The 16,253-nt window shown below is 61.9% G+C and carries 18 protein-coding genes; 7 read left to right on the top strand and 11 right to left on the bottom strand.

Annotated features, from left to right (window positions below; translation table 11 throughout):
- Positions 1 to 202 precede the first annotated feature (202 nt).
- From KKO72_RS06440 to btsR, 4 genes are all read left to right on the top strand, one after another.
- On the top strand, positions 203 to 1,483 hold the full coding sequence (locus tag KKO72_RS06440) for an HAAAP family serine/threonine permease (RefSeq protein ID WP_214936610.1): 1,281 nt from the start codon (positions 203 to 205) through the stop codon (positions 1,481 to 1,483).
- A gap of 93 nt (positions 1,484 to 1,576) precedes the next feature.
- Entirely contained in the window at positions 1,577 to 2,989 is a 1,413-nt protein-coding gene (locus tag KKO72_RS06435; protein ID WP_214936608.1) for an L-serine ammonia-lyase, read from the top strand.
- A 40-nt stretch (positions 2,990 to 3,029) separates the two neighbouring features.
- Positions 3,030 to 4,730 carry a sensor histidine kinase gene (locus tag KKO72_RS06430; RefSeq protein ID WP_251140493.1) on the top strand — a complete coding sequence of 567 codons (1,701 nt, stop codon included), beginning with the start codon at positions 3,030 to 3,032 and terminating at the stop codon, positions 4,728 to 4,730.
- Position 4,731: 1 nt separating this feature from the next.
- Positions 4,732 to 5,451 carry a two-component system response regulator BtsR gene (gene btsR, locus KKO72_RS06425; RefSeq protein WP_214936606.1) on the top strand — a complete coding sequence of 240 codons (720 nt, stop codon included), beginning with the start codon at positions 4,732 to 4,734 and terminating at the stop codon, positions 5,449 to 5,451.
- Positions 5,452 to 5,482: 31 nt separating this feature from the next.
- Here btsR and KKO72_RS06420 read toward each other — a convergent pair whose 3' ends face one another.
- The 9 genes from KKO72_RS06420 to KKO72_RS06380 all read right to left on the bottom strand — a co-directional run bounded on the left by KKO72_RS06420 (position 5,483) and on the right by KKO72_RS06380 (position 12,912).
- A complete protein-coding gene (locus KKO72_RS06420; protein ID WP_214936604.1) occupies positions 5,483 to 6,781 on the bottom strand; it encodes a lytic murein transglycosylase in 1,299 nt (432 codons plus the stop codon).
- Between the two features lie 87 nt (positions 6,782 to 6,868).
- On the bottom strand, positions 6,869 to 7,312 hold the full coding sequence (locus KKO72_RS06415; RefSeq protein WP_214936602.1) for a hypothetical protein: 444 nt from the start codon (positions 7,310 to 7,312) through the stop codon (positions 6,869 to 6,871).
- Between the two features lie 338 nt (positions 7,313 to 7,650).
- Complete coding sequence (gene modC, locus KKO72_RS06410) at positions 7,651 to 8,721, bottom strand: molybdenum ABC transporter ATP-binding protein (RefSeq protein ID WP_214936600.1); 1,071 nt, start codon at positions 8,719 to 8,721, stop codon at positions 7,651 to 7,653.
- A gap of 1 nt (position 8,722) precedes the next feature.
- Positions 8,723 to 9,403, bottom strand: a complete 681-nt coding sequence (modB, locus tag KKO72_RS06405) for a molybdate ABC transporter permease subunit (protein WP_214936598.1) — start codon at positions 9,401 to 9,403, stop codon at positions 8,723 to 8,725.
- 44 nt (positions 9,404 to 9,447) lie between these two features.
- A complete protein-coding gene (locus KKO72_RS06400) occupies positions 9,448 to 10,014 on the bottom strand; it encodes a nitrogen fixation protein NifQ (protein ID WP_214936596.1) in 567 nt (188 codons plus the stop codon).
- Positions 10,011 to 10,847, bottom strand: a complete 837-nt coding sequence (gene modD / locus KKO72_RS06395; protein WP_214936594.1) for a ModD protein — start codon at positions 10,845 to 10,847, stop codon at positions 10,011 to 10,013. The genes KKO72_RS06400 and modD overlap by 4 nt, the downstream gene beginning before the upstream one ends.
- Positions 10,848 to 10,859: 12 nt before the next feature.
- Positions 10,860 to 11,246 (bottom strand): hypothetical protein, encoded by a 387-nt coding sequence (locus KKO72_RS06390; protein ID WP_214936592.1) that lies wholly within the window; start codon positions 11,244 to 11,246, stop codon positions 10,860 to 10,862.
- A 69-nt stretch (positions 11,247 to 11,315) separates the two neighbouring features.
- Positions 11,316 to 12,071, bottom strand: a complete 756-nt coding sequence (gene modA, locus KKO72_RS06385) for a molybdate ABC transporter substrate-binding protein (RefSeq protein ID WP_214936590.1) — start codon at positions 12,069 to 12,071, stop codon at positions 11,316 to 11,318.
- 19 nt (positions 12,072 to 12,090) lie between these two features.
- A complete protein-coding gene (locus KKO72_RS06380; protein WP_214936588.1) occupies positions 12,091 to 12,912 on the bottom strand; it encodes a TOBE domain-containing protein in 822 nt (273 codons plus the stop codon).
- A 357-nt stretch (positions 12,913 to 13,269) separates the two neighbouring features.
- Between KKO72_RS06380 and KKO72_RS06375 the strand changes: the two genes are divergently transcribed.
- The 3 genes from KKO72_RS06375 (at position 13,270) to KKO72_RS06365 (ending at position 15,397) form a co-directional block, all read left to right on the top strand.
- Positions 13,270 to 14,139: a substrate-binding domain-containing protein gene (locus KKO72_RS06375; RefSeq protein ID WP_214936586.1), complete on the top strand. Its 870-nt coding sequence runs from the start codon at positions 13,270 to 13,272 to the stop codon at positions 14,137 to 14,139.
- A complete protein-coding gene (locus tag KKO72_RS06370) occupies positions 14,136 to 14,810 on the top strand; it encodes an ABC transporter permease subunit (protein ID WP_214936584.1) in 675 nt (224 codons plus the stop codon). Before KKO72_RS06375 ends, KKO72_RS06370 begins: the two co-directional genes overlap by 4 nt.
- Positions 14,811 to 14,968: 158 nt before the next feature.
- Positions 14,969 to 15,397 carry a molybdopterin-binding protein gene (locus KKO72_RS06365; protein ID WP_214936582.1) on the top strand — a complete coding sequence of 143 codons (429 nt, stop codon included), beginning with the start codon at positions 14,969 to 14,971 and terminating at the stop codon, positions 15,395 to 15,397.
- An 11-nt stretch (positions 15,398 to 15,408) separates the two neighbouring features.
- Here the strand turns inward: KKO72_RS06365 and KKO72_RS06360 are convergent, their stop codons facing one another.
- Together KKO72_RS06360 and KKO72_RS06355 are read right to left on the bottom strand one after the other, a co-directional pair.
- On the bottom strand, positions 15,409 to 15,630 hold the full coding sequence (locus KKO72_RS06360; RefSeq protein ID WP_214936580.1) for a hypothetical protein: 222 nt from the start codon (positions 15,628 to 15,630) through the stop codon (positions 15,409 to 15,411).
- Between the two features lie 28 nt (positions 15,631 to 15,658).
- The gene (locus KKO72_RS06355) at positions 15,659 to 16,147 is read right to left on the bottom strand and encodes a hypothetical protein (RefSeq protein ID WP_214936578.1); all 489 of its coding nucleotides are present in this window, start codon (positions 16,145 to 16,147) and stop codon (positions 15,659 to 15,661) included.
- Positions 16,148 to 16,253 lie beyond the last annotated feature (106 nt).

Genomic DNA, 16,253 nt, shown 5'->3' with positions numbered 1-16,253 from the left:
CCGCCTCAAACGGCGGGTCTTGCTGCCGGTTCGACATGAACAAAGTGTGCGCCGAGTGCCGCCGCTCGTGCGCTGGATCGACCATTCCATCGCCTATTCTGCCGCTCCGAATTTAGGCCAACAACGCCATTTGGGCATTCCTACACTGCGCCGCATCCGAGGTCAGCTTCAACGATCACGGCCATCAAAAGGAGTAGTAGTTATGTCCATCAGCAACACCCTAGACGGCGGCACGTTCCGCCCCGTCGCCGAGTCATCCTGGACGGCCCACGACAGAACATGGGTTCTGGGCCTGTTCGCAACCGCCATTGGTGCGGGCACCTTGTTCCTGCCGATCAACGCAGGTTTGGGCGGTATCTGGCCCCTGTTGGTCATGGCTCTTCTGGCTTTTCCGATGACGTATCTGGCGCATCGTGGTTTGATCCGTTTTATTCTTTCCTCATCCAAACCGGGCAGTGACATCACCGAGGTGGTGGGCGAGCATTTTGGCCCGATGGCTGGCAAGCTGATCACGCTGCTCTACTTCTTCACGATCTTGCCCATCTTGTTGCTCTACGGTGTTGGCCTGACCAACACGGTCGAATCCTTCATGGTGCACCAGATGGGCATGGCAGCCTTGCCACGTGTGCTTCTGTCGTTTGTCCTGACGGCAGGCTTGATCGGCATTGTCTGCGCCAGTGAGCAGATGGTGGTGCGTGTCATGGGCTGGCTGGTCTACCCGTTCATTTTTGTTCTGATCGGCCTGGGCTTGTTCCTGGTTCCCGAATGGAATGGCGCGGTGCTGCAAGGTGTGCCGTCGGCCAGCAAGTTCAGCGTGACGCTGTGGCTGAGCATTCCGGTGCTGGTGTTCTCTTTCAACCACTCGCCGGTGATCTCTCGTTTTGCGGTGGCGCAACAGCTGCAATACGGCAACAGCGCGGTCAAAAAAGCTGATCGCATTGAAAAATATGCCGCTTTGCTGATGGTGGTGGTGGTGATGTTTTTTGTCTTCAGCTGTGTGTTTGCACTGTCTCCGGCCGATCTGTCCGCAGCCAAAGACCAGAACATTTCTATCCTGTCCTACATCGGCAACAAGTTCCAGAACCCCTACGTGGCCCTGATCGCGCCGATGGTGGCCTTTATTGCGATGTCCAAGTCCTTCCTCGGCCATTACCTCGGTGCACGTGAAGGCCTGAACGGTTTTATTGCACAACAACTCGAAAGCCGCAACAAGTCTGCCAGCACCAAGACCATCAACCGCTACAGCATGTTGTTCATGTTCGTGACGATCTGGGCTGTGGCCACACTTAACCCGAGCATCCTGGGCATGATCGAATCCCTGTGCGGCCCGGTCATTGCAGCCCTGCTGTTTGTGATGCCGATGTATGCGATCCGCAAAGTGCCGTCGATGCGCAAATATGCCAACAACCCGACCAATGTCCTGGTGCTGTTCATTGGTGCCGTGGCGATGTCGGCGATCTTCTACTCCCTGCTCGGTCTCTGATCGTCAACCAACGCTTCCTTTTGCCTTTGCGCCCCAAGCCAACTGGGTTGGTGGCGCAGGCAAGAGCCCCCGTTTCAAACTGGAATTCACACCATGATCAGCATGTTTCACCTCTACAAGGTCGGGATCGGCCCCTCCAGCTCCCACACCCTGGGCCCGATGAATGCCGCCAGGCGTTTTGTGGATGATCTGCGCGGGCTGGGCAAACTGGCCCAAGCCACTTCGGTCGTGATCGATGTGTATGGCTCGCTGGCCCTGACCGGGCTGGGCCACAAGACCGATGTGGCGCTGCTGCTGGGCCTGATGGGTGAGCTGCCCGACACCATTGATGTGGGCGCCATCCCCGGCCTGATTCAGAAGGTGCGCAGCACCCAGCGCATCCAGCTGGGGCTGGATGGCCCCGAGGTGGATTTCGGGCGCACGGCCATGACCTTCCACCACTCCAACCTGCCCAGGCACGAAAACGGCCTCACCCTGAAAGCCTTTGCGGGAGAGCGCCTGTTGCTTGACAAAAACTACTACTCGATTGGGGGTGGTTTTGTCATCGAGGATGGCTGCGCCACGAACGCGGATGACGCAGAGACCGCTGCCCCGTATCCCTATACCAATGCCGCAGAGCTGCTGGCCCAATGCCGCCGAACCGGTCTGTCTCTGTCTGGTCTGGTGTTGGAGAACGAGCTGTGTCTGCACACCCAGCAAGAGATCAGCAGCTACTTTGGCAACATCTGGGCGCGGATGTCCCAGTGTATGGAGCGCGGCATGAAGACCGAAGGTGTGTTGCCCGGACCGTTTCGTGTGCCGCGCAGAGCGGTGGCGCTGCACCGGCGTCTGAGCTCGGCCGGGCCACTGTCCAAAGACCCGATGAACATCATCGACTGGGTCAATATGTTTGCACTGGCAGTGTCTGAAGAAAACGCCGCTGGTGGCCGGGTGGTCACGGCGCCGACCAATGGTGCCTGTGGCATCGTGCCGGCGGTGCTGGCCTACTATGACCAGTTCATCCACAAGCTCGACGAAGACAGTTGCAACCGCTTCTTTCTGGCCTCCGCCGCCATTGGGGGCTTGTTCAAACGCAATGCATCGATCTCCGGTGCCGAAGTGGGTTGCCAGGGGGAAGTCGGGGTGGCGTGTTCGATGGCTGCCGCCGGTCTGGCCGAATTGCTGGGGGGCTCGCCCGAGCAGGTCTGCATCGCAGCAGAAATTGCCATGGAACATAATTTGGGCCTCACCTGTGACCCGGTTGGCGGGCAGGTGCAAATCCCCTGTATCGAGCGCAATGCGATGGGTGCGGTCAAGGCCATCAATGCGGCGCGCATGGCGCTGTGTCGTACCAGCGAACCGATTGTTCCCCTCGACAAAGTGATTGAGGTGATGTTTGAAGTTGGCAAAGACATGAATCCCAAATACCGTGAAACCTCCTGTGGCGGCTTGGCCCTGAAAATGTTGGCACCGATACCGTCGGTGGCAGCTGACCCCGAGCCCGAGTGCATTTGCTGGGCGCCTTGACACAAGCCGCTGCCTCACCCGTACCGCAAAGGGTTCCGCGTTGAACTTGCAATCGATTGCCTCACTGTCGGTCTTGCTGCTGCAGCAGATGTGCGTCTATCTGGTGGTGGCGTATGCGCTGAGCCGGACACGCTTGTTCATCCCACTGACCCGGGCCAGCATCCGCTGGCCCCACCGGATCGCCTGTTATGTGATTTTCTCGGCCTTCTGCATCATGGGGACCTTGCTCGGGCTGCCCGTGGTCAGTGGCAATGCCATCGCCAACACTCCGGCGATTGGGGCCGTGCTGGGCGGTTTGCTCGGTGGGCCGGTGGTGGGCCTGGCGGTTGGCATTACGGGGGGGCTGCACCGCTACACCCTGGGCGGCTCCTTTGGTCTGGCCGCCTCCATTGACATCGTGATGCAAGGGCTGGCGGGTGGCCTGACCCACCGCTATTTGATCAAGCGTGGCAAGACGCGGCTGCTGTTCAGCCCCTTGCTGGCCGGTGGGTTGACCTTTGTCACCATCCTGATCGAGTTGGGCATTGATCTGGCGCTGTCGCGACCATTCGACGAAGCGCTGCAAATCGTCACCCTGATTGCACTGCCCGAACTCATTGCCAACTCGGCCGGTGCGGCGGTGTTTGTCAAGATCCTGCTGGATCGGCGCGACAGCATTGACCGCCAGTCGCGCGCGTTCTCGGCCAAGGCGCTGGAGATCGCCGCGCATGTGGACGGCGTGTTGCGCGATGGTTTCGACCAGGAAAACAGCATGCGTGTGGCGCGCATCATTTATGAACAAACCGGTGTCGGTGCGGTGGCCATCACCGACCGCGAGAAAATCTTGGCTTTCATCGGCATCGGTGCCGACCACCATCTGACCGGCACCCCGATTGCGTCGCAGCACACCCTCCACGCCATCACCTGCAACGAGGTGATTTTTGCCGACGGCAATGAAGTCCCGTTCCAGTGCTCGCTGAGCCCGCATTGCAAGCTCGGCTCCTCGCTGGTGATCCCGCTGGTGGGTGAAAACCGGCAGGTCATTGGCACGATCAAACTCTACGAGCCCAAAACCCGGATTTTCTCCACCATCAACCGCACGCTCGGTGAAGGCATTGCCAAGCTCCTCTCGAGCCAGATCCTGGACGGACGTTACGAGCGGCAGAAGAGCCTGTTGCTGGAGTCAGAGCTCAAGCTGCTGCATGCGCAGGTGAACCCGCACTTTCTGTTCAACACCTTGAACACCATCATTGCGATCACCCATGACGACCCCGCCAAGGCGCGCGCCTTGCTGAGTGACCTGGCGGTGTTTCTGCGCAAAAACCTCAAGCGCCCCACCGAGGACGTGGTGCTGTCCGAGGAAATCGAGCACACCAAGGCCTATCTGGGTATCCAGTTGGCCCGCTTTGAAGATCGGCTCTCGGTCGAGATCGACATCCCCGAGCTGCTGCTGGGAGTGCATGTGCCCGCGTTCACCCTGCAGCCGCTGGTCGAGAATGCGATCAAACATGGGACCGGGCAAATGATCAGCGTCGGACGGATCAGCATCCGGGCCCATCAGGACGGGCAGGCGATCTTCCTAGTGGTGGAGGACAACGCCGGCCTTTATGATCCCCAGCCCGGCGGTGGCGGCCTGGGCATGAACATCGTGGATCGACGCATCAAAAACCGCTACGGTGAGTCCTTTGGTGTGACCATGGCCTGTGAGCGCCAGGTGTCGACCCGTGCCACTGTCCGCATCCCCATGGAGGCTTTGACCTGAGATGATGACCGCCCTGATCGTTGACGATGAACCCTTTGCACGGCGCGAGTTGCGGCGCACCCTGGAGCCCGCCAAGGACATCCAGATTCTGGGCGAATGTGGCAATGCCATCGACGCCCTGACACGTATCCATGTCGACAAGCCGGATGTGGTGTTTCTGGATATCCAGATGCCGCAAATCACCGGCATCGAGATGCTGGGCATGCTGGACCCGCAGACCATGCCGCAGATTGTTTTTCTGACCGCTTATGACGAGTATGCGGTGCGGGCGTTTGAGAAAAACGCGTTTGACTACCTGCTCAAACCGGTCACCGCCGACCGCCTGGAGCTGACGCTGGAGCGTTTGCGCAACAGTTTTTTCAGGCAGGATTTCAGCGTGCTGCCCGAGGCTAACCATTTGCGCCAGATCCCTTGCTTCAGCCAGAACAGCGTGATTTTTGTGAAGGCGAGTGATGTCGAGTTTGTCGAGGCACGCAGCACCGGCATCTATGTGTCGGACCAGGACGGCCAGGAACGCCCCACCGCCTTGCGTCTGAACATCCTGCAGCAACGCACCAAGCTGCTGCGCTGCCACCGGCAGTACCTTGTGAACATCGACCTGGTGCACAAACTGCAATATTTGGAGAGTGGCCTGGCCGAATTTGTCACCCGACGTGGTCGTGTCATTCCCATCAGCCGACGCCTGCTGCCTGAGATCAAGGAACGCCTGGGCATCAGCTAGGCGGTGGGCCAGACCGCGCCTGGCCACGCTCTCACTGCAGCTTGGTCAGCAGATCCAGCGTGGGGTAACCGTCCTGCGGCAGGCCCACACTGCGCTGGTACGCGCGAATGGCACGGCGTGTGGCTGGCCCCATCACCCCGTCGGGTGGTCCGCTGTCAAAGCCATGCGCGCTGAGGGCGGCCTGCAAGGCCAACAACTGTGTGCGAGACAGGGCTTGTACATCGCGTGGCCAGGGTGTTTGTACGCCAGGGCCGCCCGCCAGTTGTTGAGCCAGCAAACCCACTGCCAGCGCGTAGCTGGTGGCGTTGTTGTAACGCAGGATGGCGCGAAAGTTGGCACCGACCAGAAATGCCGGGCCGCGTGCCCCAGCCGTCAGCAGGATCGCCGCATCGGGCAGCTCGGGCAAAGGGCGGCTGTCCAATGACAGCACTCCTTGTTGCTGCCAGGCCGCGCTTGACTGACGCAGCTCACCATCGGCGCGTGCCAAGTCAAAGCCTGCCGGTAAACGCACCTCAACCGCCCAGGGCTGATTGACCTGCCAGCCGGATTTGGCCAAGAAATGGGCGGTTGTGCCCATCACATCGGGCAGGCTGGCCCAGATGTCACGGCGGCCATCGCCGTCAGCGTCCACCGCATAGGCCAGGTAGTTGGAGGGCAGCAGCTGGGTCTGGCCCATGGCCCCGGCCCACGAGCCCAGCATCTGGCTGCGCTCGACCTCGTGGTTTTGCAGCATCTTCAGCGCCGCAAGCAATTGCCCGCGCGCCCAAGGCCCGCGCCGGCCTTCGAAGCCCAGTGTGGCCAGTGCGTCGATGCTGGGGATGTCCCCCATGAAACTGCCGTAGTTACTCTCCATGCCCCAGATCGCCACAAGGATCTCGGCCGGCACGCCGTAGCGGCTGGCTGCGGCGTTGATGTCCGCGCGCGATTGCTGGAGCTTGTCTTGACCCCGCGTCACACGCTGTTTGGACACCGCGTTGTCAAGGTAGTCCCACACCGTCCGGTTGAACTCGGGCTGGGCGCGGTCGAGTTCAATCACCCGTGGCACAAAGCGAACGGTGTCAAACGCACGGTGCAGCGTGGCCTCGTCGACGCTTGCGGTGCGGGCGCTTTGGCTGAACTCAGCGACCCAGTGCGCAAACTGCTGGGCATGTACGTCCAGGTCTGCCGGTTCAGCGTTTGCCGCAGTGGTCTGCAGGGCTGGTGCTGCGGTTTTGGGTTCGGTGGGTAGGGGTGGCGTGGTGCACGCGGCCAGGGCCAGGCAGGCCAGCAAGGGGGAAAGCCAGCGGGATGAAGGAGCGCAGGACGCCGTGGAGCGCAAGAGGGTGTTCATGCCCAACATTGTCCGCGCTCCATGTCACCACATCCGCGCCGGTGATGCAGCGCCCCGTCCAGGCCCGTGTTTTCGGCAGCTTGGAACTCAGGGCACACCCGCGCTGACGATCAGGTTGAACACCTCGCGCAGCAGCACCAGTTCACTCATGGCGCTGCTGCGCAGCAGGCTGATCGGTTTGAACTCGCCGCCCAGTGCCTCGATGGCTGCCTTGGGGGCGTCGCGGGTGGTGAAACGCAGCAGGTGGATACGCACCGGGCCGTCCTCGGTGGCTGCCCAGTGGTTGAACTCCTGGACACGCTCCAGCGTGGCGGGATCAAAACCGCAGCAGTCGATGACCGCCTGCCGCACTGCCTGACCCGAATACTCGGGCGTGATGACCGTCGGTGAGCGCATCGGCACGGCCTCGCCCGGCAGGGCAGAGGGCCACAGCAAGGTCTGGTCCCAGCGCGGGAACAGCAAGGCCGCGCTGTAACTGTCAAAGTGGGTCAGGATCACCCGGTTGTGGACAAACAGGTCGGTGGGCGCCATGGGGGTGTGGTCGACAGGGGTTGTATGAGAAACCATGCTGTAGCCCTTATGAATGTTGGGTAATGTGCTATGAATTGCAGTGCATGCTGCACTGAATGCCGTCCTGCCAAGGTGACTTGGTGTGGCCCCATGCCACAGGCCAAATGCGCAGACGGGGGGTGTCAAGCAAGAACTGTGGCAGCGCCGCTTTGTCGGTTTTGTCGCTTGTCACCCATTGACGGGTGCATCGCTGGCGTGGTTCAACGGGCAGGTCTCAGGCGACCCTATTGCTATGAAAAATGAAGCATATAGCCCTTGTTTATCAAGGAATGCAGCCTTTTTTGTTGATAATCCAGGCGCTAACCAATCAGCGCCACCGCCTTGATCTGCACCCACACCGGTTGGCCGGGGGCCAGACCCAGGCCAGCGGCCGAGCGGTGGGTCAGCCGGGCGATCAGCGGTGAGGTACCCAGCTGCAGGCGCAGCAGCATCAGCGCCGGGTGGTCATCTGGCGCTAGCTGGTCCACCGTGGCGGGCAGGCAGTTCAGGATGCTGGTATCAAACACCGGATGCAGGGCAACGCTGACATCACGCGCCAGAATGCGCACGCGCACCGCGCTGCCCAGGGCGTGGCCACCGTCACGCACCCACAGGCTGCCGCCCGGAAAGCTCACCCGCGCCAGGTGCCAGGTGGCATCACGCTCGGCCACGGTGGCCTGGAGCACCACACCGGCGTCTTCACCGAGGCGGATCGGCAAATCCAGCCGCGCCAGCGTGTCACCGAGCGGCCCGCACGCCAACGCCCGGCCACCTTCAAGAGCGACGATGTGGTCGGCCAGCCGCGCCACCTCGTCGGGCGCGTGGCTGACATACAGCACCGGAATGTCGAGTTCGCTGTGTAGGCGCTCCAGGTAGGGCAGGATCTCCTGCTTGCGTTGTATGTCCAGCGCCGCCAGGGGCTCGTCCATCAGCAGGATGCGCGGGCTCAAGGCCAGGGCGCGTGCGATGCTGACACGCTGGCGTTCACCACCTGACAGGTGCTCGGGCTGGCGCTTCAGTAGCGGGCCAATGCCCAGCAGCTCAATGGCCGTCTCCAGGTTCACCCGCTGGGTCCCGACCACCCGGCGCAGGCCGTAGCGCAGGTTGCCCAGCACCGTCAGGTGTGGGAACAGGCTGGCCTCCTGGAACACATAGCCCAGCGGGCGCTTGTGGGTGGGCAGCCAGTGGCTGTCGTCTTGCCAGACCTCGCCGTTGACCAGCAGTCGCCCCTGCGGTGCGCGTTCCAGCCCGGCGATGCAGCGCAGCAGCGTGGTTTTGCCAGATCCTGAGTGGCCAAACAGCGCGGTCACCCCGCGCGCGGGCAGGTCCAGGTCCACGTCCAGCGTGAAGCCCGGCCAGTCGATGTGAAAACGCGCCTGAATGCCCGCCATCTCAGCTTTCTCGGACAGGTTTTGGCCGCCGCGCGTAGAGCGCCAGCAGCACAACAAATGCAAACACCAGCATCACCGCCGACAGGCGATGGGCGTCCAGGTACTCCATGGCTTCGACATGGTCGTAGATCTGCACCGAGGCGACGCGGCTCACGCCCGGGATGTTGCCGCCAATCATGAGCACCACCCCAAACTCACCCACGGTGTGGGCAAAGGTCAGAATACACGCAGTCATAAAACCGGGCCGCGCCAGCGGCACCACCACGGTGAAAAACGCGTCCAACGGCGAGGCACGCAAGGTGGCGGCTACCTCCAGTGGGCGCTCGCCAATTGCCTCAAACGCGGTTTGCAAGGGCTGTACCATGAACGGCAGCGAATAAAACACCGAGGCCACCACCAGCCCCCAGAAGGTGAAGGGCAGCAACCCCAGCCCCAGCGCCTGGGTGAGTTGCCCCACCACACCATTCGGCCCCATGGCCAGCAGCAAATAAAAGCCCAGGACCGACGGGGGCAGCACCAGCGGCAGCGCCACCACCGCGCTCAGCGGCCCTTTCCACCAGGCTTTTGCGCGCGCCAGCCACCAGGCCAGCGGCGTGCCCAGCAGCAGCAGGATCAGTGTCACCGTGCCAGCCAGGCGCACGGTCAGCCACAGGGCTTGTAAGTCAGCAGGGGTCAACAACATGTCGTCAGCTTAGCGTGTTCGCAAGAGGGCTTATGCAGCGTGGTTCATTCCTCGGGCGCAAAACATTTAGCGTGGTCAGCGCATTCCCCACAGCTGGGTGCCGGGCACAGGTAAATGCCCTCGGTGCTGCAGTAGTGGCGGTAGATGAATTTTTTCCACTTCATGTCACCCACATTCAAAGCCGCCAGTGTCGGAAAGGCCAAGCGCATCAGGGTTGATAGTTCAGTGCGGTTGGCCAGCCCCAGGTCCTGCCACAGGTGGTCGCGCCCGCTGCAGGCGCAAGCCACAATGCGCGCCAGCCAGACTTCAGACACCTGGTTGCCTGCGCGGTGACCCAGTAGCAGCTGGTGGATGTCGTCAAGCTCTAGTGAATCTTTGCCGGGGCCGTCTTGCAGCCGTATCGGTTCACCTGGAAAGTACCTGTCCCAGAGTGCGGCGAAATCCGCCTGTGACAAACCCAGCGTGGCACTCAGCACCCCTTGGTTCAGGGCGCGCCCCACCAGCAGGCTGGCCAGCACCACACGCAGCGGGTCGGCGGAGGCTGATGCAGCGGCAGGCCGGGCCAGCAGCTCGGCCATCAGCACGGTGCGGTGATCCAAGGGGGTGTTCATGGGCGGGCTCCGAACACCACCTGCACATCCCTGGGTGGTGCCCAGTAAGGTGAAGATGTCACCAAAAAGTCGACCCCGGCAGCCACATAAGCGGCTGCGTTGCCCGCGTGGATGCCACCGGCAGCGGCGAGCAAGGGGCGGGTCGGCAGTTGAATCTCTGCCAAAGCCTGGCGGCAGGCGGCCACCGCCTCAGGCGTGAATTTTTCGAGCTGCAACACCTCGGCACCGGCCTGCGCCCACACCAGCGCCTCATTCACATTGGCCACCTCGACCGCGAGTTTTTTCTCAGGCTGGGTCCGGCGCATTCGCTTGATGGTTTGCACCGGGGACTCGTTCAGATACAGCCGATGCTCGGCAAACACCAGAATGGTTTCCGACAGGCCCAGCCGGTGCAGGATGCCACCACCGGCCCTGACCGCCTTGGCGGACAAGGCTTTGGTGCCCGGCACATTTTTGCGGGTGCAGGCCACGGCCAGCCCGTTGGCTGCGGCCACGATGCTGGCGGTGGCGCTGCTGATGCCGCTGGCCCACTCGACCAAGGTCTGGGCAGTTTTCCAGGCGCGGTGCAGGTCAGCGACCGGGCCGTGTGCCTGCAACAGCAGTTCACCCGCCTGGGCCACTGCGCCCGACGGCAGCACCCGCGTGCCCTGGGCACCTGCGAGTTCAAACAGGCGACAGGCTTCTTCGGTGCCACACACCGTCATGGCCTGGCGTGCGTGAAAACTGAGCTTGCCCATGTTGGTACCGATGCCCAGGCTGTGGGTGGTCAGGTCGCCAAAAGGCACATCGTCCTGCAGCAGGGTCTGTAGCTGGGTGTCGTTCAGCGCAGGCATGAAAGGGGTCTCTTAGTGGCGCGAGAACAGGTCACGCAGCTTGCACAGTGTGGTGGTGATGTCAAAGCGGGTGTCGGCCAGGGCTTCCCCGGCCAGGATTTTGCTCAACGCTGTGCGCGGATCGCTCTCTCCGGTCAGCAGCACTTGTGCGCCCCATTTCTCCATGTGGCGGATGTAGCCGTCGCCTGCGCTGGCGGCCACCACCACCTCGACCCCATGCAAGGGGTGTGGTCCGTCATCCTGGAAATGGTGCGGCAACTGAGCCTTGGTGAGCTGGATGTACTGCGGCTCGGGCAAGGGGGCACCGGGCTGGCAGTCGTACACCAGCCAATCGGTGGCTTGCCCGGCATGGCCGGACACCTGGGTACCGTTGGCCTTGGTGGCAATGGCAATCTTCATGGCCTGACATCCTTGTGAAGTACATCCTGCATCAGCCTAGCCAGTTTCATGCCGACCACGCGGGGCCTGTCAGGACAAGGCGTAACCAAAGGTTTTGATGACGGCTTTGGCCTTGTCGGATTTGAGGTACTTGATCAGCGCTTCTGCCGCTGGTTTGCCTTTGCCCTTGTCCAGGATCACCGCGTCTTGGCGGATGGGTGAATACAACTTGGCCGGCACCACCCAGTGTGAGCCTTCGATCTTGCCGTCCACCAGCACCTGTGACAGCGCGACAAAACCCAGCAAAGCATTGCCGGTGCTGATGAACTGGTGGGTCTGGCTGATGTTTTCACCCATCACAATTTTGGGACTCAGGCTCTCATACACACCAAGCGCCTGCATGGCCTGCACTGCCGCCAAGCCATACGGGGCGAGTTTGGGGTTGGCCAGCGCGAGGTGGTCAAAGCCGCCGTTTTTCAGAACCTGGCCTTGGCTGTCCACAATGGCCTGTTTGGCCGACCACAACACCAAGGTGCCAATCGCGTAGGTGAACTGGCTGCCCGCCACAGCGGCGTTTTCCTTTACCAGCTTGGTGGGGGTTTCGTCGTCGGCCGACAGCAACACCTCAAACGGTGCGCCATTCTTGATCTGGGCGTAAAACTTGCCGGTGGCGCCATACGAAGCCACCAGCTTGTGGCCGGTGTCCTTCTCAAAATCGGCAGCGATCTGTTTCATCGGCGCCGTGAAGTTGGCGGCCACTGCGACCGAGACCTCGTCGGCATGGGCGCCAACGGCGGCACAGATCAGGGAGGCCAGCAAGACTGGCAGCAGGTGGGAAGCTTTCATGGGTACTCCTGTAAAAAACTCAGTCGACAGCGGCCAAAAAGACGCTGGAAGCTTTGAACACCGCGGTCATGGGCTGGCCCACGGCGAGCTTGAGCCGCTTGACACTGTCGTCGGTGATCACCGCGGTGATCACATGCCGACCACCGGGCATGGCCAGCGTGACTTCGGCGTTGACCGGCCCTTGGTGGAGGTGGGTGATGGTGCCGGCAAAGCGGTTGCGCGCCGAGATCTGGCCGTCTTCACCGGCCATCAACAAGATGGAGGAGGCTTTGACAAAGGCCAGCACATCACGGCCCAGCATCAGCCCGAGGTTTTCGGCTGACTCGCGGGTCACGATGGCGGTGAGTTGCAGGTCGGGCGCCAGACGGATGCTGACCTCGGTGTCGACCACGCCTTCCTTGAGCGCGGTGACGGGGCCCGCAAACTGGTTGCGTGCGCTGGTTTTCATGGACATTCTCCTCAAGACTTGCCGAAAGTCGTCCACATCGCAGACGCCACTTTGTTGGAGGTTGCTGGTGAGCTTCTCGAGCGCCAGCTGGGACTCTTTTTCGAGCGCACGGTAAAACGCAATCAGGCGCCGCGCAAAGGTCGTGAGTTCGGTGCCACCGCCGTGGCGGCCACCGGCAGAGCGGTTGACCAGCGGCTCTGGCGCCACGTTGTTCATGTCGTCCACCGCGTCCCAGGCCGCCTTGTAGGACATGGGCACCGCCTTGGCGGCTTGGGAGATGGAGCCACATTTGTCGATGGCTTCGAGCAGGCGGATGCGTTTGTCACCCAGAAAGCTGCCCAAAGCGGTGTCGATGTGTAACTTGCCGGTGAGCTGGGTGGGTGTGCTTGACATTCAGGTCGTCTCAGTCAGTTCTTCGTTATGTACCCAAGCAAACAACGTACCAGACTGTCAACTTCCGCCAATCGTCTGTCATGGCTGCCAAAGACCACTGGCGGTGGCGTAGCCGGGTGGCATCGTCCCACCGGAAGTCTTTGGCAGTTTTCGTCATTGCGATGTGTACTAAGCGACATAACGATACCAAAAAATGTCGGGTATGCCACACAAATGTCAAATGAAAGCGCCGTTTTGCATGGCATTCAACTTGCGATGTGAACCCTATCGCTATAGCAATGTGGCTATGACGACACAGCTTGCCCTGGGTGAGACTGCCTGGGTGGGATACCGAGTGTGTTTGGAGAGCCTTGCCTTATGAAACCTTTGTCCTGTCTGTCTGCGGCGCCCATCGGGCGTGGTCGTAGTCTGTTCACCCCGCGTGCTCCGGCGGCGCCTGACCGCCTGAACCGGCGCCAGGTCTTGTTGGGTGCAGCCGCTGGCGCGTTGTGGCTGGGCTCGGGCCGCAGCGTGTCTGCGCAGCCGCAAGCTGCACTCTTGGTGTTGGCCGGTGCCGGGTACAAACGCCCGGTCGAGGCCTTGTGCGCCGCCTTCACCCAGGCCACCGGGCTGGTGGTGGAGCGCAGTTATGGCAACCTGCAGCAGATGTTTGCCCAGGCGCAGGCCAGTGGCCGGGTGGATGTGCTGGTGGGGGATGCCAGTTTCATCGACCAAGCGCAGGGCCTGCAGTTGCCCCGGCGTGTGGCCCTGGGCCAAGGTATCTTGACGCTGGCATGGCGGCGCCATCTGCCGGTGCCGGATGGGCTGAGCGGGCTGGCGGGGCTGCGGCAGATGCTGGCGCAGCCGTCCTGGTCGGTGGCTTTGCCCAACCCGCAGCAGGCCGTTTACGGCCACGCGGCCAGGCAGCTGCTGCAGGCACAAGGTCTGTGGCAGGGGTTGCAGGATCGGCTGAAGGTGGTGGCGACGGTGCCGCAGGTCAGTGCCTACCTGAGCTCCGGTGAGATTGACCTGGGTTTTGTGAACCTGACCGAGGCCCTGGCGACCAAAGACCAGTTGGGTGGCTTCATAACATTGCCCAGTGGCGATGGCAGTTATGCCGAGGTGGCCATTGTGGCAGCGATGGCTGAGGCATCCAAATCGACGCTAGACCTTACCAATACTCAGCAGTTTGCTCTGTTTTTGGAAACACCTGTGGCGCGCGACATTTTGCGCCGTGCGGGTTTGTGAACCTGTCGCAAGACGCCTGGGCGGCTTTGGTTTTGAGTGGTCGACTGGCCTTGTGGGTGACGCCTGCCTACGCACTGGCCGGTGCCCTGCTGGCCTGGGCGCTGGTGTTTGGCCTGAAACGCCCGGGCTGGCTCGACGCGCTGGTAACGATCCCGATCGCGTTCCCACCGGTGGTGATCGGTTTTGCCCTGTTGTGGCTGCTCGGGCGCCAGAGTCTGTTGGGCCAGACGCTGGTCGAACTGGGTGTGGGGTTTGTCTTCAGCTTCCAGGGCCTGTGGCTGGCGGCCTTCATCGCGGGTTTGCCGCTGGTGGTCAAAACACTGCAGGCGGCCCTGCAAACGCAGCCTCGTGACTGGCATGAAACGGCGTTGACACTCGGCTGTAGACCCTTTGCTGCCTTCTGGCTGGTGCATCTGCCGATTGCCCGCACCGCCTGGCTGACCGGCGTGTTGCTGGCGCTGGCGCGCGGTTTGGGTGAGGTGGGCATCAGCCTGATGCTGGGCGGCAACATTCTGGGCCGAACTGAGACGTTGTCGCTGGCGATTTTCAACGCGGTCACCACCGGGGACTACGCGCAGGGTGCGCTGCTGAGCGCGGTGCTGGGTGGCTGTTGCCTGGGCCTGCTGATGCTGGTGCGCTGGCTGCAACCCAGGCCAAGCCGCTGCATCTGACGGTGCACCCAGGCACTTTATTTTGAGTTTGTTTGTGTCAAATCAAGCTGGGTAGCAGCGTATCCGAGACGTTGTTCTTGCAAAGACCGAACGGGTTGGCACACCATGGGTTGCCACGCCAAATGCGGGCTTTTTTTATCAACCAAGAAAGTAGAAAAATGGCTATCAGCGCAAGAAACCTGTTCAAAGGCAAAGTCACCGCCCTCAAAGAAGGCCCGATCCACGCCGAAGTGGAAATCACCACCACCGGAGGCGACAAAATTGTGGCCACCCTGACCGAAGCCAGCGTGAGCTCTTTGGGCCTGGCCATTGGCAAAGAGGCGGTGGCGGTGGTCAAGGCGCCGTGGGTGACCTTGCTCACGGGCACACCGGAGTACCGTTTCAGCGCCCGCAACCAGCTTCAGGGCACGGTCAGCGCTTTGCTCAAGGGGGCTGTCAACTGCCAGGTGACGGTGGCTTTGCCGGGTGGCTCCACCGTCAGCGCGATGGTCACCAATGCCGCAGCGGCCGAACTCGGCTTGGCTGAGGGCACACCGGTCACGGTCCTGTTCAAGGCCAGCCACGTGTTTGTGGGTGTGCCGGTCTGACGACATCTGTCTCAGCGTCGGCACAAACCCAGCGCCGGGTGGCGCTGGCGTGTTGACAGCCAGGCCTGGCGCTTGGCGTCCGGATCTTCCGGACACGGTGTGGCCGCGCTGACTTCGTGCGTTGGCGCGGGCTCGGGGCCGTGGTCAGATGCCGGTGCGCGGGGTGTCGACGCTTTGGGCGAATCCGGGGTGGCCGGACGCTCTGGCGGGCTGTTGCTCGGTTTGTCGCACATGGTGGGCCACGGGCCTTCAGGGGCGAGCTTAGCGTGGCATGGTGGGTGACAGCACATAACGGGTGTGGACCCCGCCGGGCTTAAGCCGGTCCACCGTGGTGTGACACACCAGCCAGCGGCCATCCAGCAAACGCCAGGCCGTCTGCGATTCGGTGTACACCGGGGCTTCGTAGAACACATCGTCATCGTCCGAGCGCAGATCGGTCAGCACAAAATGCGACGCACAGTAGCAGGGCTGCTGGTGTTGGTCGCAGCCGGTGACCCGGCCCGCCCGCAACTCATAGTCCTCAAACACCTGAAAGCGCAGCGGCACCACCACCAGCGCCTGCAGCGCAGTCGGTAACTCGTCAGACCAGGCCACCTGGGGCTGGCTGGCAAACGGGCAAGGCGCATGAACATCGTGAGACGGTTTGACAGCAGGTGCCTGGAACATGCCAACCTCCAACAGGGTTCGGCGGATGGCACAGGCCAGCGCCGGTGGTGAAACAGGGTGGGGCAGATGGCGCAAAACCGACATGTGCCCTGATCGCTATATACAAAAGCAAATAACGCGCCCAAGCCCATGTTTTGTGAGATTCACAAGTCATTTTGGTGTCTAGCGCTTTTACATCAAGGGTTGAATG

The sequence above is a fragment of the Rhodoferax sp. U11-2br genome, assembly GCF_018619435.1.
Lineage (GTDB): Bacteria > Pseudomonadota > Gammaproteobacteria > Burkholderiales > Burkholderiaceae_C > Rhodoferax.
Note: the sequence above shows the minus strand (reverse complement) of the source record. Positions and strands in the feature narration are given on the sequence as shown.

Bases quoted from the DNA above. Each gene is read 5' to 3' on its own strand.
- KKO72_RS06440 (WP_214936610.1), top strand. From the start codon at position 203: ATGTCCATCAGCAACACCCTAGACGGCGGCACGTTCCGCCCCGTCGCC.
- KKO72_RS06435 (WP_214936608.1), top strand. From the start codon at position 1,577: ATGATCAGCATGTTTCACCTCTACAAGGTCGGGATCGGCCCCTCCAGC.
- btsR (WP_214936606.1), top strand. From the start codon at position 4,732: ATGATGACCGCCCTGATCGTTGACGATGAACCCTTTGCACGGCGCGAG.
- KKO72_RS06420 (WP_214936604.1), bottom strand. From the start codon at position 6,781: ATGAACACCCTCTTGCGCTCCACGGCGTCCTGCGCTCCTTCATCCCGC.
- KKO72_RS06415 (WP_214936602.1), bottom strand. From the start codon at position 7,312: ATGGCGCCCACCGACCTGTTTGTCCACAACCGGGTGATCCTGACCCAC.
- modC (WP_214936600.1), bottom strand. From the start codon at position 8,721: ATGGCGGGCATTCAGGCGCGTTTTCACATCGACTGGCCGGGCTTCACG.
- modB (WP_214936598.1), bottom strand. From the start codon at position 9,403: ATGTTGTTGACCCCTGCTGACTTACAAGCCCTGTGGCTGACCGTGCGC.
- KKO72_RS06400 (WP_214936596.1), bottom strand. From the start codon at position 10,014: ATGAACACCCCCTTGGATCACCGCACCGTGCTGATGGCCGAGCTGCTG.
- modD (WP_214936594.1), bottom strand. From the start codon at position 10,847: ATGCCTGCGCTGAACGACACCCAGCTACAGACCCTGCTGCAGGACGAT.
- KKO72_RS06390 (WP_214936592.1), bottom strand. From the start codon at position 11,246: ATGAAGATTGCCATTGCCACCAAGGCCAACGGTACCCAGGTGTCCGGC.
- modA (WP_214936590.1), bottom strand. From the start codon at position 12,071: ATGAAAGCTTCCCACCTGCTGCCAGTCTTGCTGGCCTCCCTGATCTGT.
- KKO72_RS06380 (WP_214936588.1), bottom strand. From the start codon at position 12,912: ATGTCAAGCACACCCACCCAGCTCACCGGCAAGTTACACATCGACACC.
- KKO72_RS06375 (WP_214936586.1), top strand. From the start codon at position 13,270: ATGAAACCTTTGTCCTGTCTGTCTGCGGCGCCCATCGGGCGTGGTCGT.
- KKO72_RS06365 (WP_214936582.1), top strand. From the start codon at position 14,969: ATGGCTATCAGCGCAAGAAACCTGTTCAAAGGCAAAGTCACCGCCCTC.
- KKO72_RS06360 (WP_214936580.1), bottom strand. From the start codon at position 15,630: ATGTGCGACAAACCGAGCAACAGCCCGCCAGAGCGTCCGGCCACCCCG.
- KKO72_RS06355 (WP_214936578.1), bottom strand. From the start codon at position 16,147: ATGTCGGTTTTGCGCCATCTGCCCCACCCTGTTTCACCACCGGCGCTG.